This window comes from Citrobacter sp. RHBSTW-00570 (genome assembly GCF_013739755.1).
Taxonomy (GTDB): domain Bacteria; phylum Pseudomonadota; class Gammaproteobacteria; order Enterobacterales; family Enterobacteriaceae; genus Citrobacter; species Citrobacter braakii.
Genome location: NZ_CP056399.1, coordinates 2,593,470 through 2,618,708, shown reverse-complemented (window position 1 = coordinate 2,618,708; position 25,239 = coordinate 2,593,470). Strand labels below are relative to the sequence as shown.

22 protein-coding genes and 4 pseudogenes are annotated in these 25,239 nt (G+C 51.8%); 13 read left to right on the top strand and 13 right to left on the bottom strand.

Annotation, left to right across the window (positions count from 1 at the left end):
• Positions 1 to 209: 209 nt before the first annotated feature.
• The 8 genes and pseudogenes from HV237_RS12435 to HV237_RS12400 form a co-directional block, all read right to left on the bottom strand.
• Positions 210 to 1,244: pseudogene (locus HV237_RS12435) on the bottom strand (DUF4158 domain-containing protein); the annotation flags it as partial.
• Between the two features lie 2 nt (positions 1,245 to 1,246).
• A complete protein-coding gene (locus HV237_RS12430) occupies positions 1,247 to 1,804 on the bottom strand; it encodes a recombinase family protein (protein WP_001162010.1) in 558 nt (185 codons plus the stop codon).
• A 129-nt stretch (positions 1,805 to 1,933) separates the two neighbouring features.
• A complete protein-coding gene (locus HV237_RS12425) occupies positions 1,934 to 3,421 on the bottom strand; it encodes an efflux transporter outer membrane subunit (RefSeq protein ID WP_011784757.1) in 1,488 nt (495 codons plus the stop codon).
• A complete protein-coding gene (locus HV237_RS12420) occupies positions 3,408 to 3,881 on the bottom strand; it encodes a cytochrome c (RefSeq protein ID WP_016236502.1) in 474 nt (157 codons plus the stop codon). The genes HV237_RS12425 and HV237_RS12420 overlap by 14 nt, the downstream gene beginning before the upstream one ends.
• A 28-nt stretch (positions 3,882 to 3,909) precedes the next feature.
• Positions 3,910 to 4,620, bottom strand: a complete 711-nt coding sequence (locus HV237_RS12415; RefSeq protein ID WP_022652302.1) for an ABC transporter ATP-binding protein — start codon at positions 4,618 to 4,620, stop codon at positions 3,910 to 3,912.
• Between the two features lies 1 nt (position 4,621).
• On the bottom strand, positions 4,622 to 5,827 hold the full coding sequence (locus HV237_RS12410; RefSeq protein ID WP_022652303.1) for an ABC transporter permease: 1,206 nt from the start codon (positions 5,825 to 5,827) through the stop codon (positions 4,622 to 4,624).
• Positions 5,824 to 6,975: an efflux RND transporter periplasmic adaptor subunit gene (locus HV237_RS12405; RefSeq protein WP_022652304.1), complete on the bottom strand. Its 1,152-nt coding sequence runs from the start codon at positions 6,973 to 6,975 to the stop codon at positions 5,824 to 5,826. Before HV237_RS12405 ends, HV237_RS12410 begins: the two co-directional genes overlap by 4 nt.
• Positions 6,972 to 7,580 carry a TetR/AcrR family transcriptional regulator gene (locus HV237_RS12400; RefSeq protein ID WP_004393990.1) on the bottom strand — a complete coding sequence of 203 codons (609 nt, stop codon included), beginning with the start codon at positions 7,578 to 7,580 and terminating at the stop codon, positions 6,972 to 6,974. Before HV237_RS12400 ends, HV237_RS12405 begins: the two co-directional genes overlap by 4 nt.
• Before the next feature lie 187 nt (positions 7,581 to 7,767).
• Here HV237_RS12400 and HV237_RS12395 point away from each other — a divergent pair, with 187 nt between their 5' ends.
• The 7 genes and pseudogenes from HV237_RS12395 (at position 7,768) to HV237_RS12365 (ending at position 13,735) form a co-directional block, all read left to right on the top strand.
• The gene (locus HV237_RS12395) at positions 7,768 to 8,772 is read left to right on the top strand and encodes an IS110-like element IS4321 family transposase (protein ID WP_117273198.1); all 1,005 of its coding nucleotides are present in this window, start codon (positions 7,768 to 7,770) and stop codon (positions 8,770 to 8,772) included.
• Positions 8,773 to 9,049: 277 nt separating this feature from the next.
• A pseudogene (locus HV237_RS12390) lies at positions 9,050 to 9,265 on the top strand (EamA family transporter); the annotation flags it as partial.
• On the top strand, positions 9,262 to 9,597 hold the full coding sequence (locus tag HV237_RS12385) for a protein secretion chaperonin CsaA (RefSeq protein WP_047359273.1): 336 nt from the start codon (positions 9,262 to 9,264) through the stop codon (positions 9,595 to 9,597). The pseudogene HV237_RS12390 and the gene HV237_RS12385, both read left to right, overlap by 4 nt.
• A gap of 221 nt (positions 9,598 to 9,818) precedes the next feature.
• A pseudogene (locus tag HV237_RS12380) lies at positions 9,819 to 10,840 on the top strand (IS110 family transposase).
• Between the two features lie 1,045 nt (positions 10,841 to 11,885).
• Positions 11,886 to 12,215 carry a type II toxin-antitoxin system RelE/ParE family toxin gene (locus tag HV237_RS12375; protein WP_000493286.1) on the top strand — a complete coding sequence of 110 codons (330 nt, stop codon included), beginning with the start codon at positions 11,886 to 11,888 and terminating at the stop codon, positions 12,213 to 12,215.
• Positions 12,196 to 12,477 carry a helix-turn-helix transcriptional regulator gene (locus HV237_RS12370; RefSeq protein WP_000780222.1) on the top strand — a complete coding sequence of 94 codons (282 nt, stop codon included), beginning with the start codon at positions 12,196 to 12,198 and terminating at the stop codon, positions 12,475 to 12,477. Before HV237_RS12375 ends, HV237_RS12370 begins: the two co-directional genes overlap by 20 nt.
• Before the next feature lie 277 nt (positions 12,478 to 12,754).
• Positions 12,755 to 13,735, top strand: coding sequence for an IS5-like element ISKpn26 family transposase (locus HV237_RS12365; protein WP_000019452.1), 981 nt, complete (start codon positions 12,755 to 12,757; stop codon positions 13,733 to 13,735).
• A 316-nt stretch (positions 13,736 to 14,051) separates the two neighbouring features.
• Here HV237_RS12365 and HV237_RS12360 read toward each other — a convergent pair whose 3' ends face one another.
• Positions 14,052 to 14,552 carry a non-heme ferritin-like protein gene (locus HV237_RS12360; protein WP_001752509.1) on the bottom strand — a complete coding sequence of 167 codons (501 nt, stop codon included), beginning with the start codon at positions 14,550 to 14,552 and terminating at the stop codon, positions 14,052 to 14,054.
• Between the two features lie 326 nt (positions 14,553 to 14,878).
• Positions 14,879 to 15,583: an IS6-like element IS26 family transposase gene (locus HV237_RS12355; protein ID WP_001067855.1), complete on the bottom strand. Its 705-nt coding sequence runs from the start codon at positions 15,581 to 15,583 to the stop codon at positions 14,879 to 14,881.
• A gap of 65 nt (positions 15,584 to 15,648) precedes the next feature.
• Here HV237_RS12355 and HV237_RS12350 point away from each other — a divergent pair.
• The 6 genes and pseudogenes from HV237_RS12350 to HV237_RS12325 form a co-directional block, all read left to right on the top strand.
• Positions 15,649 to 16,596 (top strand): annotated as a pseudogene (locus HV237_RS12350) (transposase); the annotation flags it as partial.
• Positions 16,597 to 16,719: 123 nt separating this feature from the next.
• On the top strand, positions 16,720 to 17,196 hold the full coding sequence (locus HV237_RS12345) for a Dps family protein (protein WP_000043177.1): 477 nt from the start codon (positions 16,720 to 16,722) through the stop codon (positions 17,194 to 17,196).
• 342 nt (positions 17,197 to 17,538) lie between these two features.
• Complete coding sequence (locus HV237_RS12340) at positions 17,539 to 18,462, top strand: IS5-like element IS903B family transposase (protein WP_001118619.1); 924 nt, start codon at positions 17,539 to 17,541, stop codon at positions 18,460 to 18,462.
• A 317-nt stretch (positions 18,463 to 18,779) separates the two neighbouring features.
• Positions 18,780 to 19,490, top strand: a complete 711-nt coding sequence (locus HV237_RS12335) for a PilZ domain-containing protein (RefSeq protein ID WP_001289134.1) — start codon at positions 18,780 to 18,782, stop codon at positions 19,488 to 19,490.
• Between the two features lie 117 nt (positions 19,491 to 19,607).
• Positions 19,608 to 20,192 carry a helix-turn-helix transcriptional regulator gene (locus tag HV237_RS12330; protein ID WP_000799244.1) on the top strand — a complete coding sequence of 195 codons (585 nt, stop codon included), beginning with the start codon at positions 19,608 to 19,610 and terminating at the stop codon, positions 20,190 to 20,192.
• 141 nt (positions 20,193 to 20,333) lie between these two features.
• Positions 20,334 to 21,050: an EAL domain-containing protein gene (locus HV237_RS12325; RefSeq protein ID WP_000994520.1), complete on the top strand. Its 717-nt coding sequence runs from the start codon at positions 20,334 to 20,336 to the stop codon at positions 21,048 to 21,050.
• A gap of 61 nt (positions 21,051 to 21,111) precedes the next feature.
• Here HV237_RS12325 and HV237_RS12320 read toward each other — a convergent pair whose 3' ends face one another.
• The 3 genes from HV237_RS12320 to HV237_RS12310 are packed head-to-tail and all read right to left on the bottom strand — an operon-like array spanning position 21,112 to position 25,228.
• Entirely contained in the window at positions 21,112 to 21,762 is a 651-nt protein-coding gene (locus HV237_RS12320; RefSeq protein ID WP_001283944.1) for a type 1 fimbrial protein, read from the bottom strand.
• Positions 21,763 to 21,776: 14 nt separating this feature from the next.
• Positions 21,777 to 22,751, bottom strand: coding sequence for a fimbrial protein (locus HV237_RS12315; RefSeq protein ID WP_000055502.1), 975 nt, complete (start codon positions 22,749 to 22,751; stop codon positions 21,777 to 21,779).
• On the bottom strand, positions 22,742 to 25,228 hold the full coding sequence (locus HV237_RS12310; RefSeq protein ID WP_000813719.1) for a fimbria/pilus outer membrane usher protein: 2,487 nt from the start codon (positions 25,226 to 25,228) through the stop codon (positions 22,742 to 22,744). Before HV237_RS12310 ends, HV237_RS12315 begins: the two co-directional genes overlap by 10 nt.
• Positions 25,229 to 25,239: the final 11 nt, after the last annotated feature.

The window sequence follows — 25,239 nt, the reverse complement described above, 5'->3', positions numbered from 1 at the left end:
ACCATCTCATTAAATAAAGCACGCTAAGCCGGTGGCAGCGGTCGCAATGGCCTGAACTTCCCCGCACCGACCTTGGCACTGCTGCGCCATAGGTAATCGCCGGTCAGGTTGATATGCTCCCACCCCAGCGGGGACAGATATTGCAGCAACGTGTCGTCCAGCGCCTCGCCCTTATTCAGCCCCGCATGGACGCGGCGGCGCAGCTCCACGCTTTGCAGCCAATCCAGAATGAACAGCGTGCGCTCGATGCGCCCATACATCCGCACCTTGTCGTTGATCGCCTTGCCGGAAGCCTGGAACTGCTGTTGATGCTTGTTCTTGGCCGCATTGAACAGCTTGCCGATGATACGGTCGTGAAGGTCGATGATTTCATCAGTGACGGTGGCCATGCCCTCGATGGCCAGTGCTACCAAGGTGGCGTAACGCCGCTGCGACTCGAACTTGGCCAGGTCGGCGGGCGTCATCTGGCCGCCTTCGCGGGCGATCTTGAGCAAGCGGTTTTGGTGTACCTGCCGTTCGATGCCAGCAGGTAGGTCAAGCGCCTGCCAGGCTTTGAGGCGTTCGATGTGTTCAAGCATGTGGCGCGAGTTTGGCTTGGCGGGCGATTGGCGCAGCCACGCTAGCCACGTCATTTTGCTACCATCCTTGCGCTTGAGCAGTTCGTCCAGGCACTGGCGATGGACAGGTATCAAGGAATCGGCCAATGCCGCATGGATGCTTCGGTTGGCACGGGTAATGGCCTCGGCGCTTGCGCGCTCGATGGCATTCATGGCGGGTAGGATGATGCTCTGCCGCCGCAGGTTTTCAACAAGGGTGCTGGCCAGCACAATGCCTTTGTCTGTTTGCAAGGCCAGTTCGGTCAATGTATGCACGGCTTGCCGGTAATGACTCATGGTGAAGGGCTTGAATCCAAACACCGTTTGCAGCTCGACCAAGTGCTCCCGCCGTGTCTGCTCGCGCTGGCCGTAATGGTTCCAGCTTTCCACCGGCACCTTGAGTTGTGCGGCCACCATGCGCAGCAGGGGCAGAAATGGAGGATCATCGACGCCCAAGAAGATGCCAGGGAATCGCAAGTAGCAAAGCTGCACGGCGAAGCCCAATCGATTCGCGGCGCCGCGACGCTGACGGATCACCGACAGGTCGGTTTCGTTGAACGTGTAGTGCCGTATCAGTTCGTCTTTGGCATCTGGCAGTGTCAGCAGACTTTCGCGCTCGGTGGCGGACAGGATTGAGCGGCGTGGCATGGTCAGTCTTCCCGCAGGTACTGGTACAAGGTTTCGCGGCTGATGCCGAAGTCACGGGCCACCAAGGTTTTCTGGTCGCCTGCCGCAACTCGCCGTTTCAACTCTGCAATTTGTTCGCTGTTCAGCGATTTCTTTCGTCCCCGGTAGGCCCCGCGCTGCTTAGCCAGCACGATTCCCTCGCGCTGACGTTCGCGGATCAGAGCGCGCTCGAACTCAGCAAAGGCTCCCATGACCGACAGCATCAGATTGGCCATCGGTGAGTCCTCGCCGGTGAACGTTAGCCCTTCTTTGACGAACTCCATGCGCACGCCCCGTTGTGTCAGCCCTTGGACGATGCGGCGCAGGTCATCAAGGTTGCGTGCCAACCTGTCCATGCTATGCACCACCACGGTGTCGCCCTCGCGGACGAAGGCCAGCAGCCTTTCAAGTTCGGGACGTTGTGTGTCCTTGCCTGAAGCCTTATCGGTGAATACCTTGCCGACTTCTATTTGTTCCAGTTGTCGATCAGGATTCTGGTCGAAGCTGCTGACGCGAACGTAGCCGATACGTTGACCTTGCAAGATGCCTCCAAAGGTAAAAATGTCAGGATGAAATCTATTACCCTTGGCTGAATGTGTCAATAAATATAAATTAATACCCTACTCTGACGTTGTTTGTGCTCAACATCTGACATCAGGTTAGGGTTAGTCTTAACTGACACCACCTCCCAGGGCCTGATATAAAGCAACACTATCGACTAGGCGTTGTGCCTGGACCGCAACCATATTGATCCGGATTGACTGTGCCTGTTGCTGCGCGATGAGCAGTTGCAGGTAGCTGGCCGCGCCCAGCCGGTATTGCCGCTCGACCGACTGCAAGGAGGCCTGTGCAGCCATATCAGCGGCAGCGAGGGCAGTCAAAGTTTGTGCATCGCTTTCCACCGCGCGCAGGGTGTCGGCGACGTTACGCAAAGACTCCAATACGACGCTCTGGTAATTGGCTACGGCGGCATCAAAAGCGGCGAGCGCCGCTCTTTTTTCAGCGGGTAGCCCTGGATTAAAAAGAGGCTGGGTGAGCTGCGCAACCAGGCCCCACACTGCCGAGCCACCACCGAACAGGGCACCGGTGGTCAGCGCCTGAGAACCAAGGTTGGCGCTCAGGTTGATCTGTGGGTAGAGCTTGGCGACAGCCACACCATAGTCTGCATTGGCCGCATGCAACAGCGCCTCTGACGCCTGGATATCCGGTCGGCGGCGCACCAGTTCTGAGGGCACGACGAGCGGCATCTCGACGGGTAGAGTGAAATCGGCCAGAGTGAAGGCCGGGATGCCACCCGTGCCTGGGGCACGACCGGCTAGCACCGCCAGTAGATGTTCGGTTTGTTGCAGTTGTTTACGCAGCGCAGGCAGTTCTGCCCGCGTTTGCTCCGCCTGAGCTTGTAGGCTCAACGCTTCATCAGGTGAGGCCTGACCGATACGCACGCGTTCATGGGCCAGGCGCAGTTGCTCATCCTGCACGCGCAAAATGGCAGTAGTGGCTTCTAGTTGCGCGGCGAGGCGTGCTCGGGTAATGGCAGCGGTTGCCATGTTGCCGGCAAGGGCCAGGCGCGCAGCATTCAGTTCGAAGCGACGGTAGTCGGCGCGAGCAGCCAAGGCTTCGAGTGCGCGCCGGTTGCCGCCAGCCAGATCGAGGTTGTAATGCACGCCAACGCTGGCGTTGTAGAGGCTGAATTGACGTGCGTCTCCGCTCAACCCTTGGCTACTGGGACTCATTTGCTGGCGCTGAGATCCCAGTGCGACATCTACCTGTGGATATTGCGTCGAGCCCGCCTGTGCGGCAAGAAGCTCCTGCGCCTGTCGCAAATTGGCGCTGATGCTCGCCAGCGTCGGGCTGACATGGAAAGCTTCGTTTATCAGTCCGTCGAGTGCGGATGAACCCAAGCTTTGCCACCATTGCGTTTCGATCGGAAGCCCTTCGACTAGACGTTGTGTTTCGCCGAACTGCGTGGGAGCGGACACGGTTCTATCAGCTACCGGTGTTGCAGTGTAGCGAGCCACATCGGGTGCGGTGGGACGCTGAAAATCAGGGCCGGCGGCGCAGCCGGCCAGACCGGCGGTGACCAGACCAGCTACCAGGTAAGTTGCCGCAAGCCGTCTTTCGAGGCTGATGGGGCGCTGGCATGTTTTAGCGTGCTCCATAAAAATGCTCCACGAAAGGTTTACGGAAAGCTTGGTGGCAGCCCAAGCAGCTTTCCTGCACGTGGGCGAATGATTGGGTCACCGCCTTGCCGTCGCTGCTCGCAGCAGCCAGCTTCATGGCCAGCGCCGCCTCGTGAGTCTGCGCGTCAAAGTTTCTGAACTTGGTCGCATCAGCGCCGAGGTAAGCAAGGATGCGCATTTTTTCAGTAAGCGGTGGCTCGGGGTGTGCAGCAACTTTTGGGGCGAGCTGAACGACCTGAACCCATTCCTCCTGCGAAATCGCACCGGTAATAGCCTGCATGTTGCGCCCGAGTTCCTGCATGATCTTGCGTAGCGCCAGTGGCTCAACCTGGGTAGCGTCACCAGCCCAAGCTGGCAACTGAAAACCCCATAAAAGCAGGCAGGCCGTAACGGTCAGGGTGATAGTTCCAAATGCGTGGCTGTGTTTGCGGTGGGTCATGAAATTCTCCTGTAATTCAATCGTTCTCTCATTCGAACTCCCGCCCTTCGCCAGCTTCCTCATGGGTCACGCCGTCGCGGATGTGGTAGATGCGCTTGAATGTGGGGATGATCTTTTCGTCATGGGTGACGACGATGATGGCGGTCTCGAACTTCCGGGCCATGTCGTTGAGGATGCGGATTACAGCCATGGCGCGCTCGGAATCCAGCGGCGCAGTGGGTTCATCGGCCAGGATCACCGGCGGACGATTGACCAGTCCGCGCGCGATGGCGACCCGTTGCTGCTCGCCACCGGAGAGTTGCGAGGGCATTGCGCGAGCTCGGTGTTGCACATCAAGCGCTGTGAGCAATTCCAGTGCCTTCGCGCGCGACTCTCCATTCGCGACGCCTGCAAGCATCGGCAGCAGCGCCACGTTGTCGGTGACATCGAGAAACGGAATCAGGTACGGCGCCTGGAAAACGAAACCGATCTTGTCACGCCGTAAGGCGCGCAGGTCGCGGACTTTCCAGCCATCGGCGTAGATCACTTCATCGCCCAGCGTCATGCGACCGGCGGTCGGTTCGATCACCGCACCCAGACACTTGAGCAGCGTGCTCTTGCCGGACCCGGAAGGGCCGATCAGTCCCACCACTTCACCAGGCGCAACATGCATATTCACGTCTCTCAAGGCAAAGACAGCGGTGTCACCATCGCCATACCGCTTGCTTAAACTTTCGATGTGTATCCCTTTGCTACTCATCTCAACCTCCAATGGCTTCGGCCGGATCAACCTTGAGTGCTATGCGAATGGCGACGAGGCTAGCTAGAACGCAGATCACGAGCACGGCAAAAAAACCGGCGACAGAATCCATTGGCGTGAGCAGGACATATTTTGGAAAAGCCGGTGCTGAAAAGGTGGCTGTGATCTTGCCGACCACGAAGCCAATCACGCCCAGGGCGAGCGCCTGCTGCATGATCATCGCGGCGATGGTTCGGTTGCGTGTGCCGATGAGCTTCAACACCGCGATCTCACGGATTTTGTCCATCGTCAGCGAATAGATGATGAAGGCAACGATGGCCGCGCTAACGATGGCCAGAATCACAAGGAACATGCCGATCTGCTTGGCCGAGGTGGCGATCAGCTTGCCGACGAGGATGTCTTCCATCTGTGCCCGGGTGTAGACCGTCAAACGCTTCCAGCGCTGGATGGATTCGGCAACCTCGTCCGGCGCATGACCAGGTTTCAGAGTGACCAGCACGGCATTGACGAACGCGTTGCTGCTCTGTGAAGCAATCACGGCATCCAGCAAACCTGGATCACCGGGTCGATTGAAGACCGGGTTGGCTTCGGTGCGACGCCGGCTTTGCCAGATGGCATCGTTGTCCTTGAGGAACTGGGCCTCCTGGGCATCTTTGAGCGGAATGAATACCATCGGGTCGCCGCTGGACGACACCATGCGCCGTGTCAGCCCCACGACGGTGTAATGATTGCGGCGAATGGCAAGACGATCTCCCAGTTTGAAGCCGGTGGCGATGTCGGCCACAGCCTCGTAGTGACCGCGCGTGATCTGGCGTCCAGCGACGAGATAAGGAGGCCATCCGGGTGTAGCCCCCAACGCACCGGGCGCGATGCCGACCACCATGGTGCGTACATCACTCTCGCCCTTGCGTACCTGCATGGTCAGGTAGGTCGCGTTCGCTGCCTGTGAGACTCCCGGCATGGCGAGAATGGCGCGATACACGTCATCGTTGAGGCTGGACGACTCCGCATAAGGACCCAGAGTATCCTTTTGCACCACCCAAAGGTCAGCGCCACTGTTGTCGAGCAACGCCTTGCCGTCGTCCACCATGCCTCGGTACACCCCAGCCATGACTAGGGTGACGCCGATCAGCAGACCCAGACCGATGCCGGTGAAGACGAATTTCCCCCAGGCATGGAGAATGTCGCGGCCGGCCAGGCTGATCATCGTGAAACTCCCGGGATATGCTCGACCACATGGATGCGGCTGCGCGCCGTCAGTGCCTTTTCGCTATAGGTCACAACCTGGTCCCCATTCTTGAGCCCTTCGCGCACCTGCACGTAACCATTGAGGTCGGAAGTGCCGAGCTTGACCGGGGAGAAATGCAGATCACCATCCACGATTTGCCAGACACCAACTTTATCGCCTTCACGCTGGACGGCAGCGTTGGGGATCAGTGGAGCGGCCGGAAGCGCCGGCAAGTCAACCGTGACTTCGGCCAGTTCACCCACTGGTGGCAAAGGTTCTGGTTTGTTATCGAATGTCACCTTGGCAAGCGTTTCCTCGGTTACCGCGTCGGCCTTGGGTTCCACCCGCAGCACGCGACCTTTCAAGGTCTGGCCACCACGCGAACGCAGGACGATATGAGCCGGCAGCCCCCCAGCCAGCCCCGATGCGCTGATCTGGTCGAAGCGCACATTGATCCACAAACTCTTGGGGTCGATCACTTCCACCACGGCCTGGCCCGCGACGATGGTCGTGCCGGGATCGGCATCGCGCACGGCGACTACACCGTCGACCGGCGCGATCAGGCGCAGATTGCTCCGCTGCGCGACGAGTGCTTCGCGGTCGGAGCGTGCCCGGGCAATATCTTCCCGAGCGGCGGATAGGGCGGCATCGGCGATCTGCAGTTCCTGCCGCTTGGTGGTGACGATTTCCTCGCTGGTCGAGCGCACCGCAAACAATTGCTCATAGCGGCGCGCCTGGGTTTGCGCGTAGGCTTGCCGGGCTTCTGCCTCGCGCAAAGCCGCTTCCGCCCGCTTGAATACAGACTCCTGTGAGCGCACCCGATCATCAAGGTCGACCGGCTCCATCTCGCCGAGCACCTGTCCGGCCTTGACCTGGTCGCCTACATGCACCTCCAGGCGTTTGACGCGCCCGGCAAACGTCGGTCCGATCTTGTAGGTGTAGCGCGCCTCCACCGTGCCGATGCCGAACAGCGCCGGTGTGATAGCCTGTGATTCCACGCTTGCCACCGTCACAGCGACCGGGGCGAGCGGCCCTGATCGCAGACCGACATAAATAAAAAGCACCAGCAAAGGAATGATGACGGCAAGCAGTGCCAGGGTGCGGCCTTGCAAGGGTAACTTTTTCATTGCGCACTCCTTATGCCACGCCGATAAATTGCAAAGACGCGCGGCGCATCGCGGTGCATACGTCCCACATCACCCGCCAACAGCGATTGCATGACCAAGCCCTGGATCGTGCCAATGAACAGCGTTGCCGCCGCCTCGTTGTCAAGCGAGGGAGACAACTCGCCGCTGGCCTTGCCTTTCTCGATGAGACGATGCAAACGTTCGCCGTAGCGCTGAATCAAGGTTTGCACCATGCGCTTGGCCGGTGTCGATTCGGCACGCTGAAGCTCACCAAACATCATTCTTGGCACGCCTGGGTGCTCAGCTACGAATTCGATATGACTCATGAACATCGCCTCCATGGCTGCCAAGGGCGACTCGATTCCTTGTGCGGATCGATCGATTCTGGCTAATAGGCGCTCTGCTACCCACTCCATGACCGCCTGCCAAATGGCTTCCTTGTTCGGGAAGTGCCGAAACAGCGCACCCTGGGTCAAGTTCATGTGTTTAGCGATAGCCGCAGTGGTTATCTCGCTTGGGTTTTGTGAACCGGCAAGCGCCACGACGGACTCGACAGTTACGGCACGACGTTCATCGGCCGGCAGATGCTTTGGATGGGTGTCCACGAGCACTCCTTGTAAGATAGTAATTGATTACTATCTTACCACAAGAGGCAACTCAAACAAGAGAAAACCCGACGTACTCGTCAATATCTAGAGTCTGCAATGGGCTTAACGTGCTTTATTTAATGAGATGGTCACTCCCTCCTTCCCGGTACTATGCTGAGGACAGGCTTTCATTCGGAGAACTATCATGGAAAACATTGCGCTCATTGGTATCGATCTGGGTAAAAACTCTTTCCATATTCATTGCCAGGATCGTCGCGGGAAGGCTGTTTACCGTAAAAAATTTACCCGGCCAAAGTTGATCGAATTTTTGGCGACATGCCCCGCTACAACCATCGCAATGGAAGCCTGTGGCGGTTCTCACTTTATGGCACGCAGGTTGGAAGAGTTGGGGCATTCCCCAAAGCTGATATCACCACAATTTGTCCGCCCGTTCGTTAAAAGCAATAAAAACGACTTTGTCGACGCCGAAGCTATTTGTGAAGCTGCATCGCGTCCGTCTATGCGTTTTGTGCAGCCCAGAACGGAATCTCAGCAGGCAATGCGGGCTCTGCATCGTGTCCGTGAATCCCTGGTTCAGGATAAGGTAAAAACAACCAATCAAATGCATGCTTTTCTGCTGGAATTTGGCATTAGCGTTCCCCGAGGAGCTGCCGTTATTAGCCGACTGAGTACCATTCTTGAGGATAATAGTTTGCCTCTTTACCTCAGCCAGTTATTGCTGAAATTACAACAGCATTATCACTATCTTGTTGAGCAGATTAAAGATTTGGAATCCCAGTTGAAACGAAAGTTGGACGAAGATGAGGTTGGACAGCGCTTGCTGAGCATTCCCTGCGTCGGAACACTGACAGCGAGTACTATTTCAACTGAGATTGGCGACGGGAAGCAGTACGCCAGCAGCCGTGACTTTGCGGCGGCAACAGGGCTTGTACCTCGGCAGTACAGCACGGGAGGTAGGACGACATTGCTGGGAATTAGTAAGCGAGGTAATAAAAAGATCCGAACTTTGTTGGTTCAATGTGCCAGGGTATTCATACAAAAACTGGAACACCAGTCTGGCAAATTGGCCGATTGGGTCAGGGATTTACTGTGCCGGAAAAGCAACTTTGTCGTCACTTGTGCTCTGGCAAACAAGCTGGCCAGAATAGCCTGGGCCCTAACGGCACGACAGCAAACTTATGTAGCATAACGGCAGAAATACACCGGTTTAAAGAATTACTGATCTGGTTTTGCGAATACTGATATTGATGATACTAACGGCCCACCGGCCTGTTGAGGAACCTGTAAAACGGAAAGGCTCATTGAAGCCGTATATTTTCTGGAGGTTCATCAGGCGCGGAACTCATCAAGGCGCGGGAATAAAATCCCATTCAGACGCCGGATAGATTCAAGCAAGCCAACTTGTCGTCAAAATCGGTGTTGCAAAAACGGGAGTGACCATAGATTCCGTTTTCTGAGACGTCCCCAGTATGGCAACCACGATCAGTCTGCTGGAGCCGGTTATAGCCGCACTGCTGGCCGTTGTGCTCGTCGGTGAAAGGCTGCCGCCTTCCGGATGGGCAGGCGTCGGACTGATAGTTGCGTGTCTGGGGCTCATCACCGTTCCGGCTGGAAAGTTACGTTTCAGTCTGTTCCGGCAACGGAAAGAAAACTTTGAAATCGCAAAAAGGAAAGAATTATGAAAGATAAAGCGTCATTTGACTCATTTTCGGCTCTCGATATGCGTGCCGGTACCATCATCAGGGTTGAGGAGAGTAAAACATCAAAGCCCACCTGGCGCATGACTATTGACCTAGGACCAGAACTGGGAACAAGGGTGTCATGCGGTGCGTATACTAACTATGCAGCAGAAGACCTGCAGGAAACGCAGGTAATCTGCATCGTCAATCTGGGTACCATGAAGATGGGACCTGAAAAGTCAGAGGTGCTGGTACTTGGTGTGTCTGATGGTTCAGGCGGGACGATCCCGCTGACGACAGAAAAGCGCGTCAATAACGGTGAATGCGTTTTCTGAAAATCGGCAGATAAAGCCACGTATGGGCAAGAAAATGCTTCCTAAAAATTTCAGTGAATATGTCTGCTTATCGCTCAAAGCTGCCTGTCAAAGTGGTCAAGCTTCACATAGCTCAGAGGTACAAAAAATAACCTTAACGAATGGAAGGGACTTCCCCTGGATATGCGCCTGATTAACTCTTGTGCAATCATGGGGTAAACATAGCCCCGGAGGGATTCGTTATGACCATCACGACTGTCGGTATCGATCTTGCTAAAAATGTGTTCGCTGTTCACTGCGTTGACCAACACGGTAAAACTGTTCTGGTTAAACCCAAAGTATCGCGTGCTGCCCTTCCTGAGCTGATTGCCAGTTTACCTCCCTGTGTTATCGGGATGGAGGCATGCTCCGGGGCTCACTACTGGGCAAGGTTGTTTCGGCAATATGGTCATGAACCACGGCTGATGGCTGCTAAATTTGTATCTCCTTACCGCATGGCCGGTAAATCAGGCAAAAATGATGCAGCTGATGCTCAGGCTATCTGTGAAGCAGTTCGTCGCCCGCATATGCGGTTTGTACCAGTGAAGGATGAGAGCCAGCAGGCGATGCAATGCCTACACCGTATCAGACAGGGTTTTATCGAAGAGAAAACAGCAACATATAACCGATTGAGAGGTTTGATATCGGAATTCGGTGTCATCGCCCCACAAAGTACAGATGCCCTGCGTCACATGGTTTCTGAGCAGAAGAGTTCTTTGCCACTTCAGGTTCAACAATGTGTTAATGACCTGCTGGAACACATTGATCGTATTGAAGATAATATTACTGAATATGACCGGATTTTGTCCCGCATGGCAAAAACAGATCACCGCAGCCAGCGATTGATGGAACTGAAAGGGATTGGTCCCACAACGGCCTGTGCGCTGGTCGCCAGTATCGGTAATGCACACGATTTTAAAAATGGGCGACAACTGGCAGCCTGGCTGGGACTAACGCCATCGCAGTACAGCAGTGGTGGGAAATCAAAGCTTGGCAGGATAACTAAAGCTGGCGATTCGTATCTGCGAACGCTACTGGTTCAGGGGGCTCGTTCGGTTCTGATTGGTGCCGAGAAAAGGACTGATTTATTCAGTCGTTGGGTCTGTTCACTGGTCGATCGCAGAGGATACTGGCGTGCCGTTGTAGCCATCGCCGCCAAAAACGCAAGGCTGTGCTGGCATCATTGCATTACGGTGATGATTTCAGGCTGTACTCAGCCAGCTAAAGCACGAAACAAAATAACCATCTGACCTGCAATTCGTTGATGATAAAGGGTTAGACCCCGTGAGGCCTATCTGGCTATTGTACAGGATATACGTATCCGCTTAACGAACAAGAACCTCACGCGCGTCTTTCATCAGGGTCCGAATCGATGACGATTCATCATGGCCGTTTATAGTACCGCAGTCTCTCCCCTTTATTTTTACTGAAGAGCAGACAGAAACCATAAACACCGGCGTTGACACGCCGGGGAAGCCCTTATAGTACAATAATTTTCGAAATCCAACCCATCCCGCCTACAGGAATGACGGATTTTTCGGCGGTTCCGGCGTAGACCCACCACAACTGCTGTATAGCTTGTGGGTAAGTGATAATGAAGTGCAAACGAGATGGCGCAAATACTCTTTTGGTTTATCTTTTAATTACTTACGTATTAAAAGATAAACCAAAAAATAAAAGACATTACTGTTATCCCCTTTAAAAAGTGGATAACCGAACAGCATCGGCGCGAGCGCCTCAAAAGTAGCTCCCCACGCTAAAGCGCGGGGCATTCAGAACGGAATCCCTCGATGGCTAACAGCTCGCCTGTTAGCCATCGAGGGATTGGACAAATCCGGCCACGCCGGATACGTCAGCAAATATCGCTGAAGAATTAGCTTACACGCTCGTAAGCGGCTCTTACGACCCGCTAACGCGGAGATACGCCCCAACTGCGGCTTCGCCTTGTTGTGACCACTCCGACCGCGCACAAAAGCCTCTGAGCCGCTTTTAGCGGAATATGGCTTTGCAAGGTGAAGGGATGGATAGGCGATCCCTTTCGATCCCTCACTGGTATCGGCGGCTAACCCTCGGTGCTACCTGTCATTTCATCCTGCCGCCTTACATGCGCTAACGCGCATAAATCCCCGTTCCTCAGTGGAACGAAAACTCACGCTAACAGGGTAGTGACCGGGTAGCCACGATAACTGCCAACAAAATTAGCTTATAGGTTAATTCTACCTTGTCTGAAATTAGCCTATAGGTTAATATTAATAGAAATGGGAGGTCACATGTTTAGCGTTGTTTATCACCCGGAAGCCAGGGAAGAAGCCACAGCATTACCCGTAAAAATCAGGGTGAAGTTTGACCGTCTCATCGGCAAACTGGAGTATGACGCCCGATTACTGCGGGAGCCGGACACGAAGCCCCTGGGCGATGGACTTTTTGAGATCCGCACGATGGGGACGGACATAGCCAGGGGAATCTGGGTATACCACAAAGGCAATACCATCATCATGCTCCGTGTTTTCATCAAGAAGTCACAGAAAACGCCAGCGAAAGAAATCGATCTCGCCAAAAAGCGGTTAGCGGAGGTACTTAATGAAACTGGTAAGCCATAAAGAACTGCATAACGAGTGGATGCAGGACGATGAATATCGCGCTGCATGGCAGGAAGAAGAACGTAAGGAAAAGCTCAGGGAGCTGCTTGCTGAATGGCGCAAGCATGACAACCTGACAAAAGCGCAGGTTGCTGAACGCATGGGGGTTACACCTCCGGTTATTTCTCGCCTGGAAAACAACATCACCAAAGCCAGCATCGACACACTGACCCGCTACGCTCACGCCTGCGGCATCAAGAAACCTGTCATTGCCCTGTACTGAATAGCCAGCCCTCCGGGGCTGGCCTTTTTGTTTCGGTCAGTCCCAAAATTTTGTTAAAGCAAGTTTAAAATGTCACCTGTTTCTCCAAAGTTGAAATGTCACTTCTAAGCCAATCTATTTATACATAATCTTTACATCTTTCCCCGGTGACAAAGTGCTAATTGGTCTGTAATGTTCAATGTGTGGCAGGCAAGCCGCCGGTGACTTAGGGAAGGTGCGAACAAGTTCCTGATATGAGATCATCATATTCATCCGGAGCGCATCCCAGAGGGACATCATGAGCCATCAACTCACCTTCGCCGATAGTGAATTCAGCACTAAGCGCCGTCAGACCCGAAAAGAGATTTTCCTCTCCCGCATGGAGCAGATTCTGCCATGGCAGAATATGACCGCTGTCATCGAGCCGTTTTATCCCAAAGCGGGCAATGGCCGACGGCCCTATCCGCTGGAGACCATGCTGCGTATTCACTGCATGCAGCATTGGTACAACCTGAGCGACGGTGCCATGGAAGATGCCCTGTACGAAATCGCCTCCATGCGCCTGTTTGCCCGATTATCCCTGGATAGCGCCCTGCCGGATCGCACCACCATCATGAATTTCCGCCACCTGCTCGAGCAGCATCAACTGGCCCGTCAATTGTTCAAGACCATCAATCGCTGGCTGGCCGAAGCAGGCGTCATGATGACCCAAGGCACTTTGGTGGATGCCACCATCATTGAGGCACCCAGCTCTACCAAGAACAATGAGCAGCAACGCGATCCGGAGATGCATCAGACCAAGAAAGGCAATCAGTGGCACTTTGGCATGAAGGCCCACATTGGTGTCGATGCCAAGAGTGGCCTGACCCACAGCCTGGTCACCACCGCGGCCAACGAGCATGACCTCAATCAGCCGGGTAATCTGCTTCATGGAGAGGAGCAATTTGTCTCAGCCGATGCCGGCTACCAAGGAGCGCCACAGCGCGAGGAGCTGGCCGAGGTGGATGTGGACTGGCTGATCGCCGAGCGTCCCGGCAGGGTAAAAACCTTGAAGCAGCATCCGCGCAAGAACAAAACGGCCATCAACATCGAATACATGAAAGCCAGCATCCGTGCCAGGGTGGAGCACCCGTTTCGCATCATCAAGCGGCAGTTCGGCTTCGTGAAAGCCAGATACAAGGGGCTGCTGAAAAACGATAACCAACTGGCGATGTTATTCACCCTGGCCAACCTGTTTCGGGTGGACCAAATGATACGTCAGTGGGAGAGATCTCAGTAAAAACCGGAAATAACGCCAGAAATGGTGGAAAAAATAGCCTAAATAGGCTGATTCGATGTGTTTGCGGGAAAAAAATCGGCCCAGATCCGCGAAATTTTAATCAGCGAGTCAGCTTGGGAAGAAATGACCTGCTTATTCGCACCTTCCTTAATATAAAGACACAAGCAGAGACATTTTTGGCACGATATAAAAACGCTAAGTTAAAAAATCACTATGACGTGTTGGGTATCAAATGTTCACTGGCATAAACCTCTGTTTCTGATGTAAAACAGATTTTCTGAGGAGGCGTAAAACCTCCTCGTACTGCGAAATTGATTTAGTGATAGCGATCGATCACGCCAACCAGATAGTGGTCGGTTTGCTGCATGTTGATGCCCGCTTTTTTAGCGCTGCGGACTTCATCCAGAATGATTTGCAACAGCGTCCCGTCCACGATTTCCTCTTTTCTGTATCGCTTCAGGAAGTTAATCGCTGACTTATCGTTTGCTGCCTGGGCGTCTTCCGTCAAAGAGGTCAGCGCATTAATGCGCTTCTGGTAATCGCTTACCGTCTGCTCAAACAGATCTTCCAGCGTGGAAAATTCACCGCACCGGGCGTGTTGCTCCTGTAACACCGGCGTGGCGCCGCTCTGTTTGATGTATTCGTACATGCGCATCATTTGCGTCACCGTATTTTGCGCCTGATGACGCAAAAATAGTGCGGTGCCATTAAGGCTATTCTCGCTGCACCTCTGGCTGAGCTGAAGATACAAATTTGAGGTATAAAACTCCTGATTCATTTGCGCATTCAGTTTTTGAACTATTCCGCTAGCGATCATAGGACTTCCTTATTTCTTGTCATCTCAGAAAACGGTCACTCTTCGAAAAAACAACCAGAATAAAAGCGATTCTTTCGCTTTTTTTATTGCGCCTGGTTACGCAGTCATATTCATTTTAAGTCGGGATGCTCCTTATTTAAATATCCAACCCTACTATCGCATTTCTATCTGGCATTATTCTGTGATGGTGTTTCGATATTCACACTCCCTGTGCCAATCCTTTCTTATCGACAGTAGGAAACTTCCTCCGGCTATTCTGCTGAACACGATTAGGGGCACTGTTGCAAAGTTAGCGATGAGGCAGCGTTTTGTCTTATTCAAAGGCCTTACATTTCAAAAACTCTGCTTACCAGGCGCATTTCGCCCAGGGGATCACCATAATAAAATGCTGAGGCCTGGCCTTTGCGTAGTGCACGCATCACCTCAATACCTTTGATGGTGGCGTAAGCCGTCTTCATGGATTTAAATCCCAGCGTGGCGCCGATTATCCGTTTCAGTTTGCCATGATCGCATTCAATCACGTTGTTCCGGTACTTAATCTGTCGGTGTTCAACGTCAGACGGGCACCGGCCTTCGCGTTTGAGCAGAGCAAGCGCGCGACCATAGGCGGGCGCTTTATCCGTGTTGATGAATCGCGGGATCTGCCACTTCTTCACGTTGTTGAGGATTTTACCCAGAAACCGGTATGCAGCTTTGCTGTTACGACGGGAGGAGAGATAAAAATCGACAGTGCGGCCCCGGCTGTCGACGGCCCGGTACAGATACGCCCAGCGGCCATTGACCTTCACGTAGGTTTCATCCATGTGCCACGGGCAAAGATCGGAAGGGTTACGCCAGTACCAGCGCAGCCGTTTTTCCATTTCAGGCGCATAACGCTGAACCCAGCGGTAAATCGTGGAGTGATCGACATTCACTCCGCGTTCAGCCAGCATCTCCTGCAGCTCACGGTAACTGATGCCGTATTTGCAGTACCAGCGTACGGCCCACAGAATGATGTCACGCTGAAAATGCCGGCCTTTGAATGGGTTCATGTGCAGCTCCATCAGCAAAAGGGGATGATAAGTTTATCACCACCGACTATTTGCAACAGTGCCCTTCAGCTGATGGCATGCGCTTTGTCACGCCGGTGAAAACCGTCAATTCAGGACCTAACAGAAAATATTTTGGTTCCGGACGTGGCATCACCTGGTACAACTTCGTCTCTGATCAGTACTCTGGATTCCACGGCATCGTTGTCCCCGGCACATTACGAGATTCCATTTTTGTGCTGGAAGGCCTTCTGGAGCAGCAGACAGGGCTGAATCCGGTTGGGATCATGACAGACACAGCCGGTACCAGCGATATTATTTTTGGCCTCTTCTGGCTGCTGGGATACCAGTTTTCCCCCCGGCTTGCCGATGCCGGTGAAGCGGTATTCTGGCGAGTGGATAAATCGGCAAATTACGGTGCACTGGACGAACTGGCACGTGGTTGTGCCGATCTGTCGAAAGCCGAGGATCAGTGGGATGAGATGATGCGAACCGCCGGTTCGCTGAAACTGGGCACCATTCATGCTTCAGAACTCATTCGCTCTTTGCTGAAAAGCTCGCGCCCATCAGGGCTGGCACAGGCGATCATGGAAGTGGGGCGCGTCAACAAGACGCTGTACCTTCTTAATTATATTGATGATGAGGATTATCGTCGGCGGATCCTGACGCAGCTAAACCGGGGGGAAGGCCGCCATGCTGTGGCGAGGGCGATCTGCTACGGGCAGCGCGGTGAGATCAGAAAGCGCTATCGTGAAGGTCAGGAAGATCAGCTGGGGGCACTGGGCCTGGTCACTAACGCAGTGGTACTGTGGAACACACTTTATATGCAGGAAGCCCTGAGCTGGATACGCAGTAATGGAGAAGAAATCGGGGTTGAAGATATCGCCCGGTTGTCCCCACTGATGCACGGGCATATCAATATGCTGGGGCATTATACGTTTACGCTACCGGAGGATATTTTGAAGGGGGAACTGAGAGAACTAAATTTCAATTTAAACAATGAATTAACTTCTTAGCGTACGTTTTCGTTCCATTGGCCCTCAAACCCCGTTATTATAAAAATTTGAGGCGTGTTTTGCTCAGACCGGAAAGAATAATCGCATATCGTATATTCCACTGAAACCGTGTAAGAGGTAGTTATGAGTAAACAAATCATTGATATTGGTATTGCTGAATCATCCCGGGTGGAGATTGCAGACGGCCTGTCCCGGCTTCTTGCTGACACCTATACCCTGTATATAAAAACACATTACTATCACTGGAATGTAACTGGCCCCATGTTTAACAGCTTACATTTAATGTTTGAAAATCAATACAATGAGCTGGCCACTGCCGTTGATGATATCGCTGAACGTATACGCTCGCTCGGATGCTTCGCGCCCGGCACATATCATGAATTTTCACGTTTAACAGCGGTTAATGAAGATAAGGATATTCCGGCAGCAAAAAACATGATTGAAAATCTTGTCCAGGGCCAGGAGACCGTGGTTAAAACTGCACGCTCCCTGTTCCCGCTCGTTAATAATGCGAATGATGAAGCCACAGCAGATCTGCTTACACAACGTATCCAGTTACATGAGAAAACTGCCTGGATGTTGCGTAGCCTGCTTGAATAATGTCACCCCGTGGCAGCAGAAAAAACGGTTTGTCAGCCACAGGCTATTACTGACAGTGCAGAATCATCCGTGTTCCTGTGGCTGTTTTTTCTGACCGTCACAGTATTAAACACCATTGAATCAGTGGGTTAATCAGTGAATGCGTGAACGAGAAATACAGTCCGTGACGGGCATCATCGGCTGGTATATCCGGACCACTGTTGTTTTCCCGTTAAGGTATCGCAGGTTCCGGTCTGGCATTTCACAGCCTGAACAGGGTTAATGAGGCTTTGTTGAATAAATCGAACTTTTGCTGAGTTGAAGGATCAGATCACGTATCTTCCCGACAACGCAGACCGTTCCGTGGCAAAGCAAAAGTTCAAAATCACCAACTGGCCCACCTACAATAAAGCCCTCATCAACCGTGGCTCCATAACTTTCTGGCTGGATGATGAAGCTATTCAGGCCTGGTATGAGTCAGCAACACCTTCTTCACGAGGCAGACCTCAGCGCTATTCTGACCTTGCCATCACGACTGTGCTGGTCATTAAACGCGTATTCAGGCTGACCCTGCGCGCTGCGCAGGGCTTTATTGATTCCATTTTTTCTCTGATGAACGTTCCGCTACGCTGCCCGGATTACAGCTGTGTCAGCAGGCGGGCAAAGTCGGTTAATGTCAGTTTCAAAACGCCCACCCGGGGTGAAATCGCACACCTGGTAATTGATTCCACCGGGCTGAAGGTCTTCGGTGAAGGCGAGTGGAAAGTCAAAAAGCATGGCCAGGAACGCCGCCGTATCTGGCGTAAGCTGCATCTCGCCGTTGACAGTAAAACACATGAAATCATCTGCGCTGACCTGTCGCTGAACAACGTTACGGACTCAGAGGCCTTCCCCGGGTTAATCCGGCAAACCCACCGGAAAATCAGGTCAGCCGCCGCCGATGGCGCTTACGATACCCGGCTATGTCACGATGAACTGCGGCGTAAGAAAATCAGCGCGCTTATCCCTCCCCGAAAAGGTGCGGGTTACTGGCCCGGTGAATATGCAGACCGTAACCGTGCAGTGGCTAATCAGCGAATGACCGGGAGTAATGCGCGGTGGAAATGGACAACAGATTACAACCGTCGCTCGATAGCGGAAACGGCGATGTACCGGGTAAAACAGCTGTTCGGGGGTTCACTGACACTGCGTGACTACGATGGTCAGGTTGCAGAGGCTATGGCCCTGGTACGAGCGCTGAACAAAATGACGAAAGCAGGTATGCCTGAAAGCGTGCGTATTGCCTGAAAACACAACCCGCTACGGGGGAGACTTACCCGAAATCTGATTTATTCAACAAAGCCGATACAACTACTGTCTGTTTAAGGGACTACATCACTGTCCGCTATCATCACTATTGGTAGACCAGGGATGTTTATATTAAAAGATTATTCATTCCAAATACCTATAAAGAAAATTCGACAGTGTCAACTATCGATCAATAGGATTAGCCTATTTTTTTACATCAAACAATAGGCTGTAATGGCATTTTTTTTAAGAAAAATACGATTCAAACATGGGATAATAAATTAAAATTCTGTCTATTTTTGGATTAGGGAGTCAATATGTCTGAAGGAGTTTCTAAAAATTCCAGATATGAAATCATTGCAATTCTGAGAGATGAACTCAGGATTCAATCTAAATTGTACTTCTATTGTAATGATATAAAACACCAGTCAACCCTAAAAAAAATAGAAGGAAATTTTTTCTATATAAAACCATCTACCTCTCATCCAGGCCTTCCTAAAGAGAGCATTTTTTATTTTATCATCCACAGCCCATTAGGAAAAATAGAATTCACAACCAACAATCGAATCACTGACAAAAGCAATTCAAACAATCTTCTATGCTTCATTATCCCTGAATCATTATCAATACTACAACGAAGGACATCACCAAGAATTAACGTTGGGTACGAAAGCCAGTTTTATTGCTCTGGAAGATACAGAAGTGGCACTATTTATAAATATCACTTGAATGATATATCTGAAGGTGGTTGCTCGTTTATATCCCTGGAACCTTTGCATAGTTTTATTAGAAATGGAAATAAACTTGAAAATTCAGTGTTAAATCTTGGGGAGTACGGACAAATCCTTGTTAATTTAAAGATAAAACATATATCCGAGGAAAATAATCGCAAACAATGTGATGCAACAAGCTTCAGAGTATCTTGCATGTTTTATTACGAAAGTGAAGAAAAAAAAGAGAAGATAGAAAAAATAATTGTCAAATTGATAATTGATAGAAAAATAATAAACAGGCGAAGCCTAGTTTAATTCATTTGATGAAATATAATTTCAATAAAACACAACCACTTTAATCTAAAACACTATTAATTCAATAGCACACAAGACATTTTTTGATAACGATAGTCAACAGGAAAATTTAACACATTGAAAAACACATTACTTTATACTGACGACAATATCATCGGGCACTCAATCCATGATTATATGATTGATAACAAAAAAAACATCACCACTCTTAACTTCCAGGATATTGTTAAGGGGACCAGCGCGCCATCAACCACTACCATTATTGTCAACACTATCCATAAGGATATCTCTGCAGCCACAACGGTCGCATTGCTTAATACCCTGCGCAAGCGTCTTACGCACTGCGCTTTGCTGGTTTTAATTGTAAAAAGTGACCTCTCCAGACTGTTCCGGGAGCTGCTTTATATTGATAATATATTGATTTTGAATGAAAAATCTTCTTTATCAGATTTCTCAGCCATCATCAACAGACCTTTGACCGCCGATGGCTGCCAGCGGTTATGTACCCGGCGTAAGCTAACCGCTAGGGAGCTTCAGGTTCTGGAGCTAATCATTGCCTGTAACAACAATAAAAGAATCGCATTACTCCTCGATATTGATCACAAAACGGTACACAGTCATAAGGTACATATTATGAAGAAACTGGGGATGAATAACTCACGGATAATGAATAAAAGGATAGTCAATATGTATCGGTGCTAAAGCCAAAAATATGTGGGCGACTAATCAAAAACCGATAATTCATTGGTAATCTGCCTTTAATAATCATTCCCATAGACATAAACCTGACCTATAATAAAGTTATCTTCTCTTTACCTCCGACCTGATTTTTGACGAGAGATAATGAACGCGACTCTGTTTTCCAATCATAATTTATCACGTAGCGATATATCCGTTCGTTATGTCTTTCAAAAGATGTTTTCCCCAAAAGGTACGCTCGTCGCCGTAGAGTGCCTGAGTCGTTTCGATAGCCTGTCTATCTCTCCAGAAAACTTCTTCCGCTATGCCAATACGGGATTGCGCGAGAGCATATTCATGGAGCAACTGGCGCTTATTGAAAAACATAAACAGTGGTTTAATAAAAACGGCATCTCTGCAACAATCAATGTTGATGACCATATACTCAACATATTGCTAAGACCAGAGATTAAAAACCTCGTTGGCCACATTGGCTGCGTTCACTTTGAGGTAACAGAAAACTCGAATAAATTATTGAACAATGCTCTTGCAACCTGGAGCGATCCGCGAAGTACGACGCTCTGGCTCGATGATTTTGGCTCAGGCAATGCGGGTATTAGCGCGATTCGAGGCTACCATTTTGATTATGTCAAAATCGATAAAGACTTCTTCTGGCATTTAATGCAAAAAGATTCTGGCCGACCATTGATGGATGCGCTGATCACCTTTCTTTCCCGTAACCACCATAATGTGATTATTGAAGGCGTAGAAAGCGAAGCGCACAAGAAATGGTTACAGGGCATGGAGTGGTTTGCTATTCAGGGACACTACTGGAAGGAAGTCAGTATTGAACAACTGGTCAAAGAAGATATCAAGGTTTAAAAAAATGCCGGAGCATTCCGGCATCAATATTAACATTCGCGCAATAAAGTCAATCAATCACTCAATTATAAACTAACTCCCAGGTCGCCCAGCTGGTCAACGGACCGCTGGTCGCTTTTTCCGGCGCTGGCGTAACGTAGCCAATGTAATAAGTAAATATCCCGCCATCCACCGCCTTTTCGACCAGAGGCACCCGGTTTTGCTGCGGGTCAGCCGGGACAATTTTATTGCTCTTGTCCAGAGTATTATTGTCGTTAGTCGACAGCGCCAGGAAAATATGGCTGGCCCCATCCGCGCGCGTATTCGCCAGATAACCAGCGTTTTCATTGCTGACGGAATTAACCATAAACCCATCAATCCAGCGCACATTCACCATCCGAACTTCATCTTTATCCGCCGCGCCGCCATCATGACGAAGCTGGCAGTTTGAGAGTTCCAGCGTGAAAGGCTGTGGTTTCATAAATGCCCCCGCCCCGCGATCGTGTACTTCTGCCAGGCTGACCGGCGCCAGCCAGACGCTTCCACTCCCTGCATTATTGCCGCCGTTAAGCGCCACGCTACAGGAGATGTCTGTCACCCGTCCGGCAAAATCAACCCGCCCACGATCGTAATTCGTCTCGAATCCCCACGCCGAGGAGGCAATAAGCGTCCCGCTTATCAGGGCCAACTGAATGAGTCGTGTGCTATTTTTATACTTTGCTGAATCACTCATACCCGCCTCCCGCATTAATCGTACGTCAGGTTAAAGACCAGGTGCGACTCCACTTCACCGGTACTGGTAGTCGGCGCATATTGATAGAAGCGCGCATGGAGAGGCAGGGTGATATAACGAGTTTCCTGGTTTTGTAATGTACCAATATTATATTTTTTGTTGAATTCCAGAGGAGTGTTGTCCTTTATAACCTGCACACCAACGCCCTTAGCAGCAGAATTTCCGGTCTTTTCGTTTAGTAGAACACCTTGATTCGCTGATGTATTTGTAGCTAATGTTCCAGAAAATGAGGTGTTAATATTTGCATAACCACTGACACTGACTCCCCCACTACACTCCAGTTTAATATCAAATGGTGTACCGCCAGCCCAGGTCCCCACCCCTTTTAAATCAGCTCGTTTAATCGTGCCTATATCGACATTCATATTTTTGCCACCTAAAATGGTACAAGAAGGTGAAACAATTGTAATGGCATCAGCATTAAGGCTGGTTTTAAGGATTGTAAATCCTGGTCCGTACTCTGTATACGGCCCACTGGCTAAGGTTCCACTCCCTGTTGTGGTACTGGTCTTAATTATATCTAATGTGAATGTTGAACCTGCGAGTCTAAAGGAGGAACCTGTCGTGGTATAACTATCAGGGTAGATCATACTGATCTCCCCTTTACGTGAGAAACGTAAACCAATTCCAGGAATTGCAGTTGAATAGACTTTATTGGCCCCCTGAACCAAACCAGCAGCAACAATTTTCGCATCTGATTTCAGAGTAGTAATTCTATCACATGTAACATAAATCGTATTATTATCCGGCATTGTCCATGTTTTAGTTGCAATGACACTCCCTACTGGTAAGTCCGGGCTAACAACCACGCGCCCCATAGCCATATTAATTTCATAGGCACTATTAGATTGCCAACATGATGCCCATGCTGACGTTGTCCCCAGCGCCATTAAGCCAATAAAAAGCGTCAGTTTTTTCATTAGCGACATAGCGTTTCCTTTGTTTTTTCCTGACTTAATTCCACCGAGCACTGTCCGCCGCTCCACTTAACCGTGGCCTTCGGCGCGCTGGCGTCGCTGATAAACATCATGCTGCCCTGCCCCACCACGCCGATCTCTTTCCCGGACGGACCGAATATCGTGGCGGCAAACGGTAACGGCAGGCCATTAGCCTGGCGCGCCCGCAGAGTGATGTTGTTCTGCAGCGTGGTATCGAAGGAGACCTTGACCACGCTCCCTTCCCACGGCACCACCTGCGCCACGGTACTGCCGAAGGCGACATCGTCATTGCTGCCTTTCGGGTCAATTTCAACGGAATTTATCCGGTAAGGCCGCAGATACGGCAGAATGGCGTAGCCGTTGCTGTCGATGCGGGTACCCGGCGAACCGGGCAACATCGCGCCCGCGGCATCTTTCGCTTCGATCAGCGCCATAGTAGTGCCGGTTTCCGGCGAGAATACGACGCCGTGCTGATGCGCGATTAGCGTCCCGCTGGCGCCCACGCCGCTCTGGCGATAGCCTTCGCCCTGGCTATAGCTGCCGTTCAGCGTCGTCCACGGGGTACGGTAACTGCCGTTCAGCGCCACATCGTGCTGGCCGCCAGTGGCGGTGGTCGTCGACACGCCGTAGTTAAGGTTGTTTTCGCTATCCAGCGAACCGTTGACGCCAATCTGCGAGCTGGCGAAACGCGAATTGTTAAACGCGGTATTCGATGTCAGGTTAGCGGTGCGGTTTTCACCGAACCACAGCGGGTAGCTAAAGTTGAGAGACACGCGATCGTCGCGGCGGTGGCCGGAACTATCCGGGGTATAGACGCGCTGGGCGCTGACCGACCACGAGAGCCGACCGTACATGTTGTTGTAACTAAACTGATACTGCTTTTCCGTCCCCGAACGGTTCCAGTAATCCGCCACCCGACCGCTCAGATAAAAACCGCCCCAGCCGTCCGGCAGGTTCTGGTTGACGGTAAAGGTCATCCCGTTTTTCTGGCGCCACACGGTGTAGTTGCTGTTGTAGTTCTTCTCCTGATCGACGGCGTAGAGGGCGTCGTTCAGGTTGTAGTAGCCATTGGTGGAGTAGCGATACGCCGCCAGCACGATGCTGGTCTGGGTTTCGGTAAACATGCGGTTAAAGGTGGCGCGATAGCTTTGACCGTGCTCGTCAAGGGTATCGCTCTTCAGCCGCGAGTGAGTCACGTCGAAGGAGAGCGCGCCGATGCCGGTGTTCATCCCGGTCCCCAGCAGGAACGCCTGATAGTCATCAAATCCGGTGACGCCGGTATAGCCGGTAAACAGGTTATTTAAACCATGCTGCCAGGTTCCCTGGTAGAGCATCGGTTTATTACGCAGCGAACTATCGTCGACTTTACCGGCGGAGAGCGCGTAGCGGGTCATCCCCGGACGCAGCAGCTGCGCTACCGAGGCGTAAGGTACGCTGAATACCTCGACCGAACCATCGCCCTCTTTAACCGACACTTCAAGGTCGCTACCGTAGCCGGAAGGATAGACATCCTGCAGGGTAAACGGCCCCGGCGGCACCGTGGTCTGATAGATAATATTGCTGCCCTGGCGCACCGTCACCAGGGCGTTGCTTTGCGCCACGCCGCGAATTTCAGGGGCGTAGGAGCGCATGCCGTCGGGAAACATATTGTCATCGGTCGCCAGGTTAACCCCGCGCAGGCCGATGGTGTCAAAGAACTCGCCGTTGGTAAAAATCTGCCCGCCGCTGACTATCGAGTTAATCTGCGGAATCGGCCGCTGCAGATAGGTCTGGTTGCTGTTCCAGTGCGCTTTCCCCTGCTGCTGCTGCCAGTTCAGATTACCGATATGCTTGAGCAGCCAGCCGTCCCACGACAGGCCCGCGTTAACGCCAAGATACGCGCTGCTGTTATCGGAACCGTTGGCCGAGGAGATATGGCTGTTCCAGGCGTTGGCCATCCAGCCTAAATTCAGCGCCGCAACGCCTTTATCCCAGAATTGCGGGCTGACAAAGTTTTTCAGGCGCTGATCTTCGTAGATTTGCGGTACGGCAATATCCAGTCTCAGGGAGGACTGAATCAGCGTGTCTTTGACGTTATCTTCGTGACGCCACTCCTGCAGGCGTCCGCAGAAGCCCTCTTTTTCGCTGAGCTGCGGATTTAATTTATCCGGCGAAATCCCATACTGCATCAGCATCGCTTTGGTATAGCAGACGCCCATTTTGCCGTCTTTACCGGCGGTGATTTTCAGGTCGTAGCGCCCTTTCCATTCGCCGTTGGTATAGACATCAAGGGAGTAGACGCCCTCGCTGATAGCGCTGGTCGAGAAGCGCGACAGGTCGACCTTTTCGCGACTGCCGACGATAAAACCATCGTTAAATTGATAGATCGTTCCCGGGTTTTCCTGTCCGCTGGAAAATGGCGGAAAGCAGCACAGCGCAACCGCAATAGCCGTGCTTAATCTTCCCGGGCAGATTGACCTCTGCTTCATGATCGTTTCCC